This window comes from Methylobacterium sp. Leaf399, assembly GCF_001424525.1.
Lineage (GTDB): Bacteria > Pseudomonadota > Alphaproteobacteria > Rhizobiales > Beijerinckiaceae > Methylobacterium.
In genome coordinates, this window is sequence record NZ_LMQK01000016.1 from 17,021 (window position 1) to 32,960 (window position 15,940).

10 protein-coding genes are annotated in these 15,940 nt (G+C 65.2%); 7 read left to right on the forward strand and 3 right to left on the reverse strand.

Translation table 11 applies throughout. From position 1 onward, the window contains the following. Positions 1–139: 139 nt before the first annotated feature. From ASG40_RS10920 to ASG40_RS10930, 3 genes are read right to left on the reverse strand one after another with little or no spacing between them, the layout of a single operon-like run. Positions 140–1,528, reverse strand: coding sequence for a PQQ-dependent sugar dehydrogenase (locus ASG40_RS10920; protein WP_162243307.1), 1,389 nt, complete (start codon positions 1,526–1,528; stop codon positions 140–142). 53 nt (positions 1,529–1,581) lie between these two features. After that, positions 1,582–2,325: an SDR family oxidoreductase gene (locus ASG40_RS10925; protein WP_055885185.1), complete on the reverse strand. Its 744-nt coding sequence runs from the start codon at positions 2,323–2,325 to the stop codon at positions 1,582–1,584. A 10-nt stretch (positions 2,326–2,335) separates the two neighbouring features. Next, positions 2,336–3,121, reverse strand: coding sequence for an SDR family NAD(P)-dependent oxidoreductase (locus tag ASG40_RS10930; protein ID WP_200944250.1), 786 nt, complete (start codon positions 3,119–3,121; stop codon positions 2,336–2,338). Between the two features lie 404 nt (positions 3,122–3,525). Between ASG40_RS10930 and ASG40_RS10935 the strand changes: the two genes are divergently transcribed. From ASG40_RS10935 to ASG40_RS10960, 7 genes are all read left to right on the forward strand, one after another. Then, on the forward strand, positions 3,526–3,954 hold the full coding sequence (locus ASG40_RS10935) for a LexA family protein (RefSeq protein ID WP_055885188.1): 429 nt from the start codon (positions 3,526–3,528) through the stop codon (positions 3,952–3,954). After that, complete coding sequence (locus tag ASG40_RS10940; protein ID WP_055885190.1) at positions 3,951–5,240, forward strand: Y-family DNA polymerase; 1,290 nt, start codon at positions 3,951–3,953, stop codon at positions 5,238–5,240. The genes ASG40_RS10935 and ASG40_RS10940 overlap by 4 nt, the downstream gene beginning before the upstream one ends. A gap of 371 nt (positions 5,241–5,611) precedes the next feature. Continuing rightward, positions 5,612–7,027, forward strand: coding sequence for a hypothetical protein (locus tag ASG40_RS10945; protein WP_055885194.1), 1,416 nt, complete (start codon positions 5,612–5,614; stop codon positions 7,025–7,027). Between the two features lie 239 nt (positions 7,028–7,266). Next, positions 7,267–12,021: an AAA domain-containing protein gene (locus tag ASG40_RS10950; RefSeq protein WP_055885197.1), complete on the forward strand. Its 4,755-nt coding sequence runs from the start codon at positions 7,267–7,269 to the stop codon at positions 12,019–12,021. Continuing rightward, positions 12,018–13,505 (forward strand): hypothetical protein, encoded by a 1,488-nt coding sequence (locus ASG40_RS10955; protein ID WP_055885200.1) that lies wholly within the window; start codon positions 12,018–12,020, stop codon positions 13,503–13,505. Before ASG40_RS10950 ends, ASG40_RS10955 begins: the two co-directional genes overlap by 4 nt. Before the next feature lie 219 nt (positions 13,506–13,724). Further along, the gene (locus ASG40_RS21190; RefSeq protein ID WP_156387673.1) at positions 13,725–14,012 is read left to right on the forward strand and encodes a hypothetical protein; all 288 of its coding nucleotides are present in this window, start codon (positions 13,725–13,727) and stop codon (positions 14,010–14,012) included. Next, positions 14,009–15,487: a hypothetical protein gene (locus tag ASG40_RS10960; protein ID WP_156387674.1), complete on the forward strand. Its 1,479-nt coding sequence runs from the start codon at positions 14,009–14,011 to the stop codon at positions 15,485–15,487. Before ASG40_RS21190 ends, ASG40_RS10960 begins: the two co-directional genes overlap by 4 nt. Positions 15,488–15,940: the final 453 nt, after the last annotated feature.

Genomic DNA, 15,940 nt, shown 5'->3' on the forward strand with positions numbered 1-15,940 from the left:
GTAAGCGGATGGGCAGGAAACCACCCAACCCGGACGTAACTCATTCTCGACCAAGCTTCCTCAAAACGAATCGTGGGAGGGTCTATGAAGGGTCGCAACCGGACTCGACGTTCAGCTACCATCCGTAACATCTCGAAGGTCAGCGGCGTGGCGAGAGCCGGATGAGGCGACCATCGGCGTCGTCCGTGACCGCCCAGAGCGCGCCGTCGGGCGCCTGCTTCACGTCGCGGACACGCTGATCGTTCCCCCGGAGCAACCGTTCCTCGCCGGTGACCTTGCCGTCCTCCAGGACGAGCCGAGCGAGGTGGTGTCCGCCGAGGGCGGCGACGAACAGGTTGCCCTTCCACTCCGGAACGAGGTCGGCGGTGTAGAACGCGATGCCGGCCGGTGCGATGGCGGGATCCCAGTAGTAGGCCGGCTGGTCGGTACCTGGGAACTGGGAGCGGCCGCCCCCGAGGAGGCCCCCGTCGTAGCGCTTGCCGTAGGCGGCCAGCGGCCAGCCGTAGTTGTGGCCGGGCTCGACCCGGTCGATCTCGTCGCCGCCCTGCGGACCGTGGTCGCTGATCCAGAGGCCGCCGGTCTTGGGGTCGAGGGCCAGGCCCTCGGGATCGCGATGGCCGATGGACCAGACCCGGGGCTCGGCGCCGCTGACGTTGACGTAGGGGTTGTCCGCCGGGATCGAGCCGTCGCGGTCGATGCGCAGGATCTTGCCCATGGGCGAGGCGGGCAGCTGGGCGGCGATCCGCGTCTCGTCGGTGATCCACTCGGACGTTCCGACGTAGAGCTTGCCGTCATGGCCGATGACCATGCCGCCGGCGTAGTGGTTGATCCCGCTGAACGGCGGCAGGGTGAGGAGTTGCTCGACGCCCTCGATGGACTTGTCGTCGGCCGATAGGCGACCGCGGACGACCATCAGCGCATGCCCGTTGGGTCGGTACCCGACGAAGGAGAGGTAGACGAACCGGTTGGATGCGAAATCGGGGTCGACCAGCACCGCGAGGAGGCCGCAATCGCCGGCATGCATGACCGGGGGAACGCCGGCGACCGGCTCGGAGACCTCACCCCGCTGGGTGACGACGCGCAGGGCGCCGGACTTCTCCGTCACCAGCATGCGCCCGTCCGGCATGAAGGCGAGCGACCACGGATACGACAGCCCGCGTGCGACCACCGTTTCCTCGATGGGCGTCTTCGTCCTGACGGTCACGGCGCGCGTCTGGCCGGCGAAGGCCGGGTGCTGCGAGGGGTTCACCGGCGGGCGGCGTTCGAGCACCTGCCCCTCCGGGGGCACGTCGCGCGGCGCCGGCTGACGCTGCACCGGGGCGCTGGGAGGCAGGCCGGGGAAGAGCGCGCGGTCGTTCGGCTGTACGAACGGGTCGCGGGTCGCCTTCTCGACCAGGATGGCCGGATCGACCGGCGGCCGTTCCGCGAACGGACGGTGTGGACGTCCCGGTTCGGATTCCTGGGCGGTCGCCTGCAGGAGCGCCGTCCCGGCGAGCAGGGTCGCGGCCAGAAGCAGCGTGGACTTCATCGTGGGGTTCTCCATCGGATCGATAGGAATGTCTGACCCAGGCGACGAGCGCCTCACCAACGCTGGCCGGTGGGGTGAATCACCACGTCGTTGACCGTGACGTTCGCCGGCTGGTCGAGGGCGTAGGCGACGGCCTCCGCGACGGTCTCGGGCGGGATCGCACCCTCGTTCAGGGCCTGGGCCGCCTTGCGTCCCTCGGCGTCCGAGACCTTATCGGCCCAGCCCGTGTCGATCACACCGGGGCTCACCATCGACACCTGGATGCCGCTGCCGACGCCGACTTCCTGCCGAAGGCTCTCGGTGATGCCCCGGATGAAGAACTTGGTCGCCCCGTACACCCCGGCGCCTTCGCCGACGTGGATGCCGGCGACCGAGCTCATGTTCAGGATGCGGCCGGACTTCCGTTCCATCATCGACGGCAGCACGGCCGCGATGGCGTGGAGGTAACCCCGCAGGTTGGTGTCGATCATCCTGTCCCAGTCCCCGACCGCGGTGTCCTCCCACTTGGAGAAAAGCATCAGGCCAGCGTTGTTCACGAGGATGTCGACGGGGCCGTAGGTCTCCTCCGCGAGCCCGACGAGAGCATTCATGTCATCGGGATCGGTGACGTCGGTGACCCTGAAGGTGGCCATGCCGCCGGCATCCGTGATCTCCGAGACGAGGGCCTTCAGCTTGTCCTCGTTGCGGGCGGCCAGGACGACCCTGGCGCCGGAGGCGGCGAGCCGTTTGGCGGTGGCGGCGCCGATGCCTGAGGAGGCGCCGGTGACGATGGTGACGGCGTTGGCGAGGTTGCCCATGGCGGCGTCCTCAACCCTGGAGCCGGGTGAGCTTGGCGTGGCGCGCCGCCTTCTCCGGCTCCGGCGTACGACGGTTGTCGACGACCTGCTGCTTAGTCTCCGCGTCGCCGCCCACGACGTGGTCGACGTCGTTCATCAGGGCCTCGAAGCCCTGCCGGGCGACCTCGGTCCTGTCGTTCTTCTTGCCCCCGTCGATGGCGCTGGTGCCCATGCCGGCGTTCTTGTGGAACTGGCTGTCGGTCGCCCCCGGCAGGAGCGCCGTGACCGTCACCCCGGTCTCGCGGAGCTCCTCGCGCAGGCTCTCGGCGAACATGAAGCCGAACGCCTTGGACGGGCCGTACACGGTCTCGTAGGGGGTCGGCAGGGTGGCCGAGACCGAGGACGTGATCAGGATGCGGCCCCGCCCGTTCGGGACCATGTGCTGCACGACGCGCTTGGCGAGATGCACGGTGCCGGTGATGTTGACGGCGATCAGCTTGAACTCGTCCTCCAGCGAGTTGTCGACGAAGGCGCCGCCCTGGCCGATGCCGACGTTGAGCGCGGCGGCCTCGACCGGCCGACCCAGGCCGGTCACGAACGTCCAGAAGCCCTCGACGCCGTCGAAGGTGCCGGCGTCGGCCTTGTGGGGGTAGGCCTCGACGCCGAGGTCGCGCAGCGCGCCGGCGGCGTCGTGGACCTTGTCGCTGGAACCGGTAATCGCGACGTCGAAGCCGTTCCCGGCGAACTGCTTGGCGAGCTCGAAGCCGATGCCGGAGGAGCCGCCGGTGACGATGGCGAGGGGACGTTGGGTGGTCATTTGGGTTCGATCCGTTCCGAGGTGGGCACGGGACGCGGACGAGGGACGGGACGCATGTCCGCGCCCGCTCTCCCACCGGTCGGTGGGCTGCGTCCTCGTATTGCTGTGACGGGGTTCTAACCCGCGACCGGACGCGGGGATGCACCATTCACGATGAGCGCCATTTGTCGGAGAGTTGAACCGGGCTCACTCTTTCGGCACCCATCGGCTCGGGACGCCCTGCCACGGCCGCCAAGCCGGACTGGGGCCGAGAGATGCCGTCGCGGCCATTCGCGATGACCGAGCGTCCAGTGCCCCGAGATGGCGGCATCCGAATTTGCCCGCCCGATCAAGCGTAACCGCTGGACGGAACGCGTCGACTTCGTTCATGGTTTGTTCGAATTCTGGATTCGCGGAGGAGCACCATGCAGATCACGGGCGTCACCATCGGCCTTCCCATGCCGGTGCCTCTTCTCGCGAGACCTGTCCGGGCCGGCTTCCCCAGCCCGGCGGACGACTTCATCGAGGAGGAGATCGACCTGCAGCGCCTGCTGATCTTCAACCGGCCGGCGACCTTCCTCGTCCGGGTGGCCGGCGACAGCATGATCCTCGCGCGCTTGTTCGACGGCGACCTCGCGGTGGTCGACCGGTCCCTGACCCCGCGCAACGGCGACATCGTGGTGGTCGACATCGACGGGGAACGGTCGTTCAAGGTCTGGAAGCGGCAGGGTCCGCGCATCACCCTGCACTTCGCCAACCCGCGCTTCCCCGAGTACCGGCTGGCACCGGATGCCCTCGTCGAGGTCTGGGGCGTCGTCTCCGGTTCCATCTGCGCCAAGCGCCGCTGCGAATGACCGCCCGGGCCTACGCCCTCTCCGACGGCAACAGCTTCTACTGCTCGTGCGAACGGGTCTTCGACGCACGCCTCGCACGCCTGCCCGTGATCGTGCTGTCGAACAACGACGGCTGCGCGATTGCCCGGACCAACGAGGCCAAGGCGCTCGGCATCCGCATGGGCGAGCCCTGGTTCAAGATCCGGGACATGTGCCGGAGCCAGGGCGTCCGGGTCTACTCCTCGAACTACGCCCTCTACGGCGACATGTCGGCCCGCGTGAATGCGGTCTACCGGGGCTTCTCCCCCCGCATCGAGGTCTACTCCATCGACGAAAGCTTCCTGGACATCTCCGACGTGCGGGAGTCGGATCGGGAGACCCTTGCACGGGACATGCGGGCGACCGTGCGGGCCTGGACGGGCATCCCGACCTGCGTCGGGATCGGCCCGACCAAGACCCTCGCCAAGCTCGCCAACCACGTCGCCAAGAAGAACCCGGAGCTCGGCGGCGTCTGCGACCTGACCGATCCGGAGCAGTACGACCACTGGATCATCCGCGTGCCGGTGGGCGACATCTGGGGCGTGGGTCCGGCCAACGCCAGGCGCCTGGAGGCGCTCGGATGCGACAGCGCCGCGGACGTGCGCGACCTCGACACCCGCGTCGCCCGCAAGGCCATGACCGTGGTCGGCGAGCGCCTCGTCCGTGAGCTCCGCGGCGAGGCGTGCGTCGACCTGGAGACGCTGCCCGCCACCCGGAAGGGCTGCGCGGTCACCCGCAGCTTCTCGAACCGCGTCGAAGATCTCGCGACCATGGAGGAGGCTATTGCCGCCCACGCCGCCAGGCTCGGGGAGAAGCTCCGGGGCGAGAGGCTCGGGACCGATCATGTCACGGTCTTCTTCCACACCTCGGAGCATGACCGCGACCGGCCGCAGCGGTCGGTGTCGACCGTGGTGACCCTGCCAGAAGCATCGAACGACACCCGTGTGCTGGTGAAGGCGTGCCTGCACGGCGTCAGGAAGACCTGGAGGGACGGGTACCGCTATTCCAAAGCCGGGGTCGTCACCACAGATCTCGTGCCCCTGGCTGCCTCGCAGCGGGCCCTGCCAGGGCTAGGGCAGATCGACCGCGAGCAGGGTGCGGCGCTGATGGCGGCTCTCGACGCGTGCAATCGGCGGTTCGGTCGAGGGGCCGTCGTACCGGGAGCGGCCGGTTTCGCCCCGAAGCGGGAGTGGTCGACCAAGTTCGAGATGCGGTCGCCGCGATACACTACCAGGGTCGACGAACTACCGGTGGTCGCCGCCGCCTGACCCGAGCCGCAGTGTCGGCCCGCCACCGCCGGACGGTTTCTCCCCCCGCGTCCGTGGGGACGTCACCCGACCCGGACCTTCTTCTCGCCCCTCAGCGAACGCAGCTTGTCCGCGACCCGAAAGACCTCTGCCCTGTCCACCATGACCGCCGCCCCGAAACCGTTCGGGGCATCATGGATACGGGGCGTGAAGAAGCGGTCACCGGATTCGAGAACTGTAACGGCTGTGGTCTCCATTACCGGAAGAGGCTCGGCCACGATGGGATCAAGCCACACGCCTGCGCGAAACAATAAGCCGGCCCTTGCCCACGGAAGTGGAAAACCCTGACACTCAAGACGTTTGCGATTTGACGCGGGCGGCGGGGGAGCCTCGTGGGACGACACCACTACGACCTGTTGAGCCATCCCGGTTGGCAGGCGGTCTCAGTCCTCGTGATCGCCCCCTTCGTCGAGAGGTCGTTCTTCGAGCGTCTGTTGAATGACCTGGCGCCGGTGAGGCTTCTGGTGCTCGTCGATGACGGGTGCCGACCTGACGACATCACGATGCTCGCAAGGCTCTCCAAATCCGGGACCGAGGTACAGACGGCGCTGGGCGGAGTGCGTGGGCTCATGCACGCGAAGATCATGCACATCGCCTGGCGGACCACCGCGGGGAACAGGGCGCACACGCTCGTCTGCGGCTCGGGAAATGCCACCGGAGCAGCCTTCGCGGGCGGGATCAACGCAGAACTGTTCTGCAAGGTCAGGCTAACCGCCGCCAAGCACCATGACACGATCCGCTGGGCGGAACGCGTCAGCGCAGCCGTCGTGGCCGCCTGCACCGGCGCCGCAACGCGCATCGACGAGCATCCGGACGTCGAACTGGCGCGTGGTGTGTCGATGCGCCTGCCGAGCATGCGCATCAAACCCGCCGACGCCAGAATCGGCAGCTTCGACCTTTGGCTTCAGCGCGGCTTCATCGTGGCCGAGTATCGGCCCAATCCGGAGTTCCTGCGCATCAGCGTGGACCTTCGCGAACGGTTGCCGCCCGGTAACCTGGAGCGCCGCGTTCTGGCGCTGGGGTTCGAGACGACGCCGACGAAGAGGCTGACCCTACCCTACGTCGAAACCGAAAACGGCGGTTCCGGCGGTGGGGAACGATGGAAGGGCCGGTACTTCGTATGGACGCAGCTGGGTGCCTGGTGCTCGGCTTCCTGCAGGAAGGAGCGTGGCCGCGTATTCGTCAAGGCGGGACGGAAAGGGCGCGTCCGCACATTGGGGCGATTGGCCTTGCTGAAAGACCAAACCCAGTTGGAGCATGCGAAGGCGCGACACCTCGACCGCCTAGAGGGATTGTGGTCGACCCTGGGTGAGGACGCCGGCAGATATCTCGCCTCATCCCGCGGCGGGCTGGATCGGAAACACTACGGAGACCGGTTCGAGGAACGGGTACGACACGATCTTACCCTGGCGGACGACGACGTGTTCCAGGAGCGATACATCTCGGGTTGCGAGATCATCGACGTGCCTCGCTTTCGGGCAGACGAGGCCGCATGGGGGGCGTTCGTGGCGAGCTTTGCCGAGCAGCTTCATATCGAGGACATGCGACGCAGGAGCATGTCGGCCCTCTACCGGCACGTCCGCAGCGGGCTCTCAGGCATCGTGGATGGCCCCTTCGAAGATCCGATCAAACTCGTTAAGGCGCTCCGCCGAAACTGGACGAAGCAGGTCAACGGCGACGAGGGAACACGGATGCCGCTGGGTGAGCTCGTCGACGGTTATCACAGGCCCCGCAAACCAAGGGCTTGACGGCAGGAGCACGGGCCAAGCCGGGCTATGCCGAATGACGGTCCCCACCGTTGGATCGGCGCGTCATCACACACCGCTCCGACGCCTATCGGACCGGGTATGGGTTGACCTTGAACGGCCATTCCAGTGCACTGCCGCCGCGGAAATTGGACCCGGGATTCGTGAAAGTTGCTCGCGGCGGGCATACGTCCGCATCGCGTCAGCTTCGTCATCAACAAGAACGCATTCGAGGCCGTTAGTTGATCATCAAGGCGTTCACCGTCGATGGGCCACTCCAGACCGAAATTCCGGCGATAAGGGAGATCGAGTTAGCATTTCCGTCGCATTGGATGGGTTTCGCTAACGTCATCGTCAGGCATCCGATCAAGGCCCGTATCGAGCGGGAGATCGACCTGATCCTGGTCACGGACGACCGCGTCCTAATGGTCGATCTGAAGCATTGGAAGGGCCGCTTGGAACTGGTCGATGGATATTGGCACCAGGACGGAGAGCGCAGGGACAGGTCACCAGTCGAAAAGATCCGAGACAACACCATCCTGCTTCGACAGGTTTTCGACGCCCAGTCGTTTAAGCTCGGATGCCCCTATGTAGACGGACTCGTCGTTCTAACCCATCCGCAATGCAACACCTCTTTGCTGGATAGCGACTCAAGGGCCGTACTGAGGCTAGAGCAGTTTTTGCGTTTAAAAGACCCGAAGTTCTACGCCTCTTATTTTACGAACTCGACGCGGAACTCGAACAATCCCCTTACGGCCCCTAAAAATAAGGAGCACGTGCTTCGCTTCTTTACGCCGGGCCGTGTGTTCGAGCCGCGGAAAACACGCTTCAGGGGGTACGAGGTCGTCGATCCGAACCCCGAATTCTCGACCGCCCTCTTCGCCGAGTACCTCGCGCGTGATGTCGAGACCCCGTCCGCCTCTGGCCTCCTCCGCGTCTGGGACTTCACCGGCGACGATGAGCTTCGGCACGGTCCTGAGCGCAAGGACCTTCTGGTTCGCGAACGCTCGGTCATCCATCACCTCATCGACCGAAATCCCGACCTGTCGGCGGTCCCTCTGCGCCATCGCGACAGCGATGTGGAACTGGGACCCAGGCACTGGGACCTGTTCGACCGGGACCGGCACCTGCTCCGACTGTCCCGGGCCATCGTGGTGGGCTCGGAGCTTAGCTTCGACACCCGCCTGGAATTGGTGAAAGTCCTATCGGGTCACGTCGCCAACCTGCATCGGGCGCAGGTCGCGCATCGTGACCTCGGATTGCACTCGATATGGATCGACCCGGCTCGCGCCCGGGTGTCGCTTTCGAGCTTCGGGGCGGCATGGTTCCCGGAGCGTCGAACGATAGGGCTCCTACGAGCGAAAGTGCTGGGGGCGGGATTGATCCTGCCTGAGGACACAGGCGTCGTGGATCAGGGCACCGCCTATCAGCAGGACGTATTTCTCCTGGGGACGGCTGCTTGGCGCCTCCTCGGCGGTGAAGCCCCACCGGAGGATGCGAAGGTCCCGGACTGGTCGAAGCTCGACGACGCTGCGAAGTCCATCGTGCCCGAGGCGCTTCGCGAATGGTTCGACACTTGTCTCAACTGGGACCCGGCCGCACGGTATATCGACTGCGTCTCTGCCCATGACGCCCTGATGGCGGCTCTGCAGGCCGGACGTTCCAGGCTTGGATCTGTCGACCTCACGGCCTACGAAACTGAAATCGATCCAACAGTCGATTACCCCATCGGCACCATGCTCCATAAGGGGCGCTGCCGCATCTACACGACCCTCGCCGGCGGTGAGACCATGCTGGTCAAGAACTGGCCGGAGCGGTCGCTCGGCGAGCGCTCGAAGAGCGCGGCCAAGCTCATCGAGTTCTTCGCCAGGGCCGACCGGTTGCGCGGATCCGGCACGGGTCGGTTGCCACGCGTCAGGTTGGCGTGCCTGAGTCAGGACGGCCTCTTCCTCCTGCAGGACTATCTGCCCGGCGAAGCCCTCGAAGGCATCGACGTATCGTCCTGGGCACCGGAACAGCTTCGGCATTTCTCAGCCCTGCTGATCGATGCAGTGAACGAGGCGCATGAACTCGGCGTTCCGCACGGTGACCTCAAGCCGGGGAACATCCTCGTCACCGGGACGGAGACACTGGAGCCCCATATCGTCGACTTCCTCGATTTCAGCACCGAGGCAGCCGGAGAGCGTGCGACGCTGGCCTACATGCCGCCCGATGGTGGTGCCGACGCGTTCGCAAGGGACCGCTACGCCGTCGCGACCATCGTCTCGGAACTCGCTGCCAAGGTCGTTTCGGTTGACGCCCCGGAACTCCTCAGGCTCGCCAAGGCCATCGAAAAATGCGCCGATCCCGAGGCGCCCTGGACGACGCTCGGGCCGCTCACTGACGCCTTGGCACAGGCTCACCAGGTCGTCGTTGGCGAGAACCTCTCCATCACCCTGGGTTTCCCACGCTGCCAGACACCGGGTCCCATTCTCGCGGACGACGGTCAGTATCACGTCGTCTTGGGCTCCAATCCCGACACAATCAACATCGTCGGATTCGAATGCCAGCTCACCCTCGCGTTCGACCGCGCGACGAAGTCAGTGCAAGCGATCAGGCAGGGCGACGCGACGGCCCAGGCCCATGCGTGGGCAAGTAAGAACAAGTCAGTCAGCTTTTCCGGGACGGTTGTGCTGTTCTCCGCGGGCCGAGTTTCCGTCGACGGTCTCGATGGGTTGCTGGAGAGGGATGAGCTGTCCGCGTGGATGGGCACCGATACGATTGCACCCGTGACCGTTCAGGCGCGTACGGGCGGCCAGGTACAGGTGGTACAACCCCGCGCGCCGCGCTTCCCGACCGCGCGCTTTTGGCAGGAACAGATCCAGGCAGAGGAGAGCCTCAGGCCAAGCCTGACCCTGCTCGATGAGGTCGTCTCCGACATGACGAGGGGCGTGGCGCTCGCAGCCCATGACGACGACGCCGAGATCGACGGTGTCCTAAGCGGCGATGCGGTGTTCTTCAACGGCACCCGGATAGGATCGGTGGCAGGCGAGTTCACCACGGCAGGCACGCTCGCCTACCGCGTGACCGGGGCGGCGCGTCACCTGAAGGTGGGCGACGTCCTCACGATACAGCCGACACAGGACGCGGAAAGCCTTAAGCGTCGGTCGCGAGCGGTCCGTCGCATCCTTGAGGGCCGCAACCCGATCAAGGACCTTGTCGGCTACTTCGACCCGAGCTTCAACGCCGAGCCGTACGGAGTGGGAGAACCGATCCAGGGCGCCGATCTCGACCAGTACCGACTCAATCCCGATCAGGTCGCGGCCTTCCATCTCCTCTGGACGAAGGGACCCGTCGGCCTTCTTCAAGGTCCCCCTGGAACCGGCAAGACCACCTTCATCGCCGGGTTTACACATTACGCCCTGACCAAAGGCGGGTGCCGTAACGTCCTGCTCGTGTCCCAGTCGCACGAAGCGGTGAACACGGCAGCCGAACGCATCCAGACCTTGATGCAGGATACGGAAGGCGGCCTCGACCTCCTTCGGATCGCCAAGGACCCCGAGAAGATATCGACTTCCCTTCGCCGATCCCATGTCGGAGCGGTCCACGACCTCTACGTCGCGCGGTTCGAAGCCGAGGCGAAGGAGCGCTTGTGCATGATCGCGCGTCGGCTCGGCCTGCCACGGCCGTTCGCCGAAGACCTGTTCGAAGCTTACGAGGGACCCGTAGAGATCGCTCGGCAGCTTGCGCGTCTGCGCGGCATCGAGGAACGGTCGGAGGACGACGATGCCGCGAGCCTATCCCCCAGGGTGGCCGGTCTCAAGGACGCGCTCGAAGCCCAACTGAACCGTTTCGGCGTTAAGGTCGATGCCGATGCCGAGGCCGCCGAGATCGAGGGGGCGACGGTGACCGCGGTCTGTGCCATCCACGACGTCAGGGATCTGAGCGCTGTCCGCCGACTGCGCGCGGTACGGGAGACCGGCCGCGATTGGGTGAGGACCCTCCGTACGAAGAGCAGGACGCTTGAGGAGTTCCTGGCCGGAAGCCGTCGGCTGGTCTGCGGGACCTGCGTCGGTGTCGGCGACGCAAAGCTCCGGATCACGGAAAAGACGTTCGACCTCGTCATCATCGACGAGGCCGCCAGGGCTACATCCAGCGAGTTGGCCGTCGCCATGCAGTCGGCCCATCGGGTGCTCCTCGTGGGGGATCACAGGCAGCTTCCTCCCAGCATGAACCGGGAGTTGGTCAGGCAACTCGCGGTGACGACCGGGATCACGGACGAGCCCGAACTTCTCCGCAGCGATTTCGAGCGTGCCTTCGGCTCCCCCTACGGGCAGGCAGTCGGGATTGCCCTGAAGCGGCAGTACCGCATGGCGCCCGGGATCGGCAGCTTGGTGTCCGACGTCTTTTACCCCGATGTCGGCCTGATCACGGAGCGAGGCCCGCCCGGCTCGCATTACGACGGCCTTCCGTTTCCGTTCGACGGAGAATTCGCCTGGGTGGATAGCGGATCGCGGCTCGGGGAGTCGCGGAAGGGATACAGCTTCAACAACCCGACCGAGGCCCAACTCATCGTCAAGATGCTGGAGAGTCTCTCCGAACAGGGTGATTTTCTGGATCGCGCCAAGCGCGACCTCAAGGAGGGCGAGCCGCTGGTCGGCGTGATCTGCATGTACTCCCAGCAGCGTGAGCTCATTCGGGACCTGCTGGCCACCTCCTCGGTGCCGAGGGACATGCGCTCGCTGGTGAAGATCGAGACGGTCGACAGCTATCAGGGCAAAGAAAACCGCATCGTGATCGTGTCGTTGGTACGGAGTAACGACCGGGGACAGATCGGATTTCTCGACCGCGAGAACCGGATCAACGTCGCCCTCTCGCGCGCGATGGACCGGCTCGTGGTAGTGGGGTCTGCACAGTTGTTCCGGTCGTCGGCGGGCAAGCTTCCGGAGGTCCTTTCCCGCATGGAGGCCGCCGGACGCCTTTCGGGTACCAGCACGACGCGAACGGAGGCAGCATGACCACGGGACGCCCCCGACTCACGCTCGTCCCCGAAGACGTCGTCATTCCGGTGGACCGGCTCACGTTCATGGTTCCCTCCCGCAGGTTCCACGTCGAGGGAACGTTGCTGAAGAAGGGCTATGTAAGCCTCGCGACCGAGTACGCGATGAGGCTCCTGCGGGACGTGGGCGAACTCACGCACGGAGAGCTCGGAGCGTTCCTGGGGTTCTCGGACGGCGAAACCCGAACCCTCGTGCAGGAACTCCTGCTCGACGGGTATCTGGATGCATCGGAGGACAGAATCCAACTTGCCTTCAAAGGCGAGAGTGCGTTCGATCCGGTGACAGGCGAACTCGTACTGCTCGACATCGAGACGCTGGACGAGAAGGTCACGTTGGACATGATCAGCTTCGCGCCGGTCGATGTCCCCGACAACGTCCGGCTGCCCTGGATCGCCGAACTCGAAATTCCGAACAAGGAAAAGGCGGCGGCGGCCAGCAAGGAGGGCACCCTGGGCTTCCGGATGAACTTCGGGGAGTGGCGGGACCGTCGCTTTCGGAATGACGGATCCTCTCCCGTCACCCTGCACACCCTGAGCGGCGACGCCGTTCCCCTCGGTCGGTCGACCGTACCGGTGACGATACCCATCCATTACACGCCGTCTCAAGGGGACGGTGTCGACCCCGATTTCGGCTTTCTTCGGGAACGCGGCCGGCGAGACGCTAGGAAGGATCTCATCGAGGCCCTGAACGGCGCCGTCAAGCGCATCGTGGCCCCCGGCGATCACGCCGAGGGCGCAGCGTACTCAGCTTCGTGGGACGGGGGCGTGCTCCTCGGACCTAGTCGCTCGCCGACGGTTAATCCTCTCACCTGGATGCAGCTTGCATCCCAAAATCAGCCGTCGCCCCTTTCGGAGAGTCTTGGCCCTTCCATTCGCCTGGGCGGATCCGTCACCTCGCCCGGGTTCCTCTCCCGTCTTTCCGCGTTCCTGGACGGAATTCCGGGACCCGAAACCGAAGGCGTCCCGGTCGTCTGGGTCCCCGCGTCCCACGCCGCCTGGGGCGCGAGCTCCGACCTCATGGAGGTGTCACGCACGATCAAGTCGAGCCTTTCGCCCAAGGCCGGGATCGTGCTGATGCCGCGCTCCGACGACGGTGACAAGTCCATGCGTGATATCCAGCGCGCCTACGGCGCGGGACGCGACGGACGTCAATCGCCACTCTTCGACACCTGTGTTCTCGTGCCGGCCCACCTCATCCCCCTGTCGCTGGAGATGATCGTTCAGCCCCGTCTCTGGGCGGTGGTGCTTCTCCATGTTCCGTCCCGTGACGGCTTCCCCGTCCCCGTCGGGTACGCGACGCGCAACCCTGAGGCATTGGCGACGATAGGAAGAGCGATGGGTGGCGTCGTAGCTGGCCTTACCGAAGCTGCCGTCGGTTGGGCTACTCACCATTCAGATGCGAGTTCCGTTCTCGGCGATTTGGAGCGTGCCTTCGAGGAATGATTCGGCTGACTGCTTCTTTCTCTTTCGGCATCGCAGCACGCCATGTCCTCGAAACGATGCACCCATGTCCCTTTTAGGCGGCCAGACAGTCCTTTAGCCGACGCGGAGTTGTCCCTTTTTGACGCTTCCAAAGTCCCTTAATTCGTCCCTATTCGAATACAGTCGGGGACAGCGAAAGTTCGGTGTCAGGTTCATATCGGGGCTCCAACCGAGGTGCCCATGTCCAATCGCAATCGCTCACCCCTCTCGTCCCACGCCACCCGTCGTGCCCAGCAGCGTGGCAAGCGCCGCGACGCCCTGGAGCTCGTCTACCATGCCGGTGACCACGAGCGCCGCGCCGGCCGTAGCCGTCGCGCCGTCAGCCTGTCCCATCGAGCCTGTCGCTCCCTTAGGGAGGCAGGGGTTCCTCCTCATCTGATCGACCGGGCCCGTCGCGTCGAACTGGTGCTGTCCAATCTGGATGACGCGGTCGTCACCGTCCTCACCATCAAGGGAGAACGCCAGTGAGCGATAAACGCGATATCAACGGGCACCCGGACAACGTCGTGCCTTTCCCGGCTCCGATGCGTCCTGTCGCCGGCAAGGAAGAGCCCAAGATCTCCGTCGTCGCGTCCGCGAGCTTTGCCGACGCGACCAGGCGTAAGGAAACCGCAAGGCTCGTTGAGCCCAAGCTCGCGATCAAAAAGGCGATGGAGTTCTCAGAGCGCGTCGTCATGGCGAGGAACGCTAGGGACTACGTCTATGGCCTCGAAGCTGCCAATCGACTGGTCGTGCGTCAGATCGGGGGCGCCCTCTACGGCCGAGAGGAAGTCCGTGCGCTCCAACAGTATGTCCTGCCTCAGGGCATCGACACCGAAGAAGAATTCAAGGTACGCCATCCCACGAGAGTTCTGGCCGGTAAGCCCGCCAAATATCTCGCCGTCGTCCAGGCCGCTGCCAAGATCGCGGGTGACGACCCTGACAACGCTTTGCTCGCCCTCGCGAAAGGCACTCGCTTTTGGCCAGGCGCCGAACAGGCGGCCGATGACGAGCGGCGGGCGGCGAACGAGGTCGTCGAGCTACTGGCTCGCCTGCCGGCCCATCTCGACAGGCTCTATCCGCTCGAACGGTACTTCGACCTCATAGAGCGACAGCAGGTACTGCCGATTGAACGGGATGCCGGGTTAGTATTCGACGGCGTCGACGAATTCGGTTGGTGGGAACACGAGGCCATACCTTGCGTCCGGATGGCAACGCGTTGGCTGCCGCCTCGGACGGTCCCCGTTGTGGTAGCCGTCTCGGAAATCGGGGTCACGGATGAACGGGTGCGCGTGGACTTCGACGCCGTTCACTCGGCAAAGCGCAGTTTCGGGGCGTGGGTCAGCCGCCGTCAGATCTTCTCCCTCGGGATCGGAAGGATCTCCGGTATCGTGGGACCGGTCGCAATCTTTTCCCACGAAGTCGTTCTTCCCAACGGGAAGGATTACAAGGTCACGGACCGGGCGTCTGTCGACCGACTTGGCCCAGGCTGGAACCGCTGCTCGGTCGACCTTGGCAGTGGTCCGCTCCGGGCTGCCTGGCAGCTGGAGGAGGCGTTGCTCGACCGGTCAGACGAAGAAGAGCAGGAGTATGACGAGCCGCCGGATGTACGCATGGAGCGCGTCACGGCCGACTGGCTGCTGGAACGGACGGAAGGCGATTGGCTCATCCCGAAAACCACAGGCTTCACCGCCGGGATGTGGCACGTGCTGGCACAGATGGGGCGAGGCCGTATCAGTGCGCCCGACACTCTGCCGTCCATCATCGAGCGCTGCTTGCTTGCCGAGTCCTCCAAAGAGGGCCCAGTCACGGAGATCACCCGGCGATACGGTGCGTTCGTTGATGCGCTGAAGGAATGGCGCGCGGTCGTCGATGCGAGGGCTCAAAAGCGGCTTGGGCAAGTGGCGGCCCGACTCGCTGGTCAACCGGACCCGGACGAGGACCGCCTAACTCACCTCGATTGATGGTCGGCGAACCACGCCATCGGCGCGCGGGCAGATCCGTTTCGAACCTGCTGGGCCAGGCCGCGCTAGGCGACCAAACCATTCATCCCTTCGATATCGCCTGTCGATCATGGGTTGCCGGAAACTGTGTTGTGGCCGCCACTAGGTTGTGGATCCCGCAAGGGGGAGCAATGCCGGCATTGTGACTGGGTAGCGACGACCGTATCGTTCTCATCCAAGGGGATGGGTCGGGAAACGACCCACGGGTCCCTGCCTTGCAGGGGGGACGAACGTGGTCGCAAGCGCATCCATGACTCTGCCCGGAACGGCGCAGGCTGTGAAAAAGCTTCCAAAAATGACCCCACCCAAGATCAGGGCTAATACCAAGCCTCGCTGAGCAGGACTCACGCGGGGTAGCGTCAGCATCTCGGTCGTGATTCCTTCCTTGGGTTTGGAGCCTGAGGAGGATGCGAT